Annotated in this window: 2 protein-coding genes; both read left to right on the plus strand. The window is 72.6% G+C overall.

The window, feature by feature from the left end; translation table 11 throughout:
- A partial coding sequence (locus E1269_RS31945; protein WP_239001100.1) for an ABC transporter ATP-binding protein occupies positions 1-1007 on the plus strand: 1007 nt, incomplete at its 5' end.
- A partial coding sequence (locus E1269_RS31950; protein ID WP_131902287.1) for an ABC transporter ATP-binding protein occupies positions 1004-2011 on the plus strand: 1008 nt, incomplete at its 3' end. The genes E1269_RS31945 and E1269_RS31950, both read left to right, overlap by 4 nt.

The following is a 2011-nucleotide window of genomic DNA, read 5'->3' on the forward strand; positions in this document are numbered from 1 at the left end:
CCGAGCCGTTGCTGGTCATCGACGACCTGGCGGTGGAGTTCCGTACCGACGAGGGCGTGGTCCGGGCCGTGGACGGTGCCGCGTTCAGCGTCGGCACGGGCGAGATCGTCGGCGTGGTCGGGGAGTCCGGGTCCGGTAAGAGCGTCACCGCGATGTCGATCCTCGGCCTGGTGAAGCCGCCGGGCCGCCGGGTCGGCGGCAGCATCCGCTTCCGCGGCCGCGACCTGAGCCAGCTGCCGGCGTCGGACCTGCGCACGATCCGCGGCGGCGACATCGCGATGATCTTCCAGGATCCGATGACGGCGCTGAACCCGGTGGTCAGTGTCGGGCGGCAGATCGTGGAGGCGTTGCGGCTGCACCAGCCCAAGCTGTCCAAGGACGGGGCCCGGGCACGGGCAGTCGAGCTGCTCGGCGTGGTCGGCATCCCGGACGCGCCGGCGCGGTTCAAGCAGTACCCGCACGAGTTCTCCGGTGGCATGCGGCAGCGGGCCATGATCGCGATGGCCATCGCGAACGGCCCGAGCCTGCTCATCGCCGACGAGCCCACGACGGCGCTGGACGTCACCATCCAGGCGCAGGTGCTCGACCTGCTCCGGGTGGCGCAGCAGGAGACGCAGGCGGCGACGCTGCTGATCACGCACGACCTCGGCGTGGTGGCGGAGCTGGCGGACAGGGTCGTTGTCATGTACGCCGGGCGCGTGGTCGAGCAGGGTGACGTGACGACCATCTTCACCGCGCCGCGGCACCCGTACACCGTCGGGCTGCTGGAGAGCCTGCCGCGGCTGGACCGCGACGTCGACGAGCTGTACCCGATCCCGGGGAGCCCGCCGAGCCTGCTCGACCCGCCGCCGGGCTGCCCGTTCCACCCGCGCTGCCCGCTGGCCCGCGACCGGTGCCGTACCGAGCGGCCGGAGCTGCGGGTCGTGGGTGACGGCATCGGCGACCCCACGCACCGCTCGGCTTGCCACTTCGCCGAGGAGCTCGAGTCGACGGAGGTGAGCCGATGAGCGTCGAGACCGCGGCCGCGCAGCGCCGGTCGCACCTGGGTGAGGAGGTGCTGCGGGTCGAGGACCTGACCATGCACTTCCCGATCCGCGGCGGGGTGTTCCGCCGGCAGGTCGGCGCCGTCCGCGCCGTCGACGGCGTCTCCTTCGCGATCGACCAGGGCCAGACGCTGAGCATCGTGGGGGAGTCCGGCTGCGGCAAGTCCACCACCGGGCGGATGGTGGTGCGGCTGCTGGAGCCGACGGCTGGCCGCATCCTCTACCGCGGCAACGACCTGGCGACGATGAGCGAGGACGAGCTGCGGCCGTGGCGCAGCACTACGCAGATCGTGTTCCAGGACCCCTACGCGTCGCTGTCGCCGCGCATGACCGTCCACGACATCGTCGCCGAGCCGCTGCGGGTGCAGGGGCGCTACCGCCGCGGCGGCCCGCAGCGGGTGGCCGAGCTGCTCGACCTGGTCGGGCTGTCGCCTGAGCACGCCAACCGGTACGCGCACGAGTTCTCCGGCGGCCAGCGCCAGCGCATCGGCATCGCCCGCGCCCTCGCCCTGGACCCCGCCCTGCTGGTGCTGGACGAGCCGGTGTCCGCGCTGGACGTGTCGATCCAGGCGCAGGTGGTGAACACGCTGCGCGAGCTGCAGCGGCGGCTGGGCCTGGCCTACCTGTTCATCTCGCACGACCTGTCGGTGGTGCGGCACGTGTCGCACCGCATCGCGGTCATGTACCTCGGTGTCATCGTCGAGACCGGCACCCGCGACGAGATCTTCACCGCGCCGCACCACCCATACACACAGGCCCTGCTGTCCGCGGTGCCGGTGCCGGACCCGCGGCTGCGCGGCGAGCGCGAGCGCATCACGCTCACCGGCGACGTCCCCAACCCCGCCGACCCGCCGTCGGGCTGCCGGTTCCGCACCCGCTGCTGGAAAGCGCAACAGAAATGCGCCGACGAGGTGCCCGAGCTGATCGACCGACTCGGCACCGGCCACCCCAGCGCCTGCCACTTCCCC

The organism is Jiangella asiatica (assembly GCF_004349065.1).
Classification (GTDB): Bacteria; Actinomycetota; Actinomycetes; order Jiangellales; family Jiangellaceae; genus Jiangella; species Jiangella asiatica.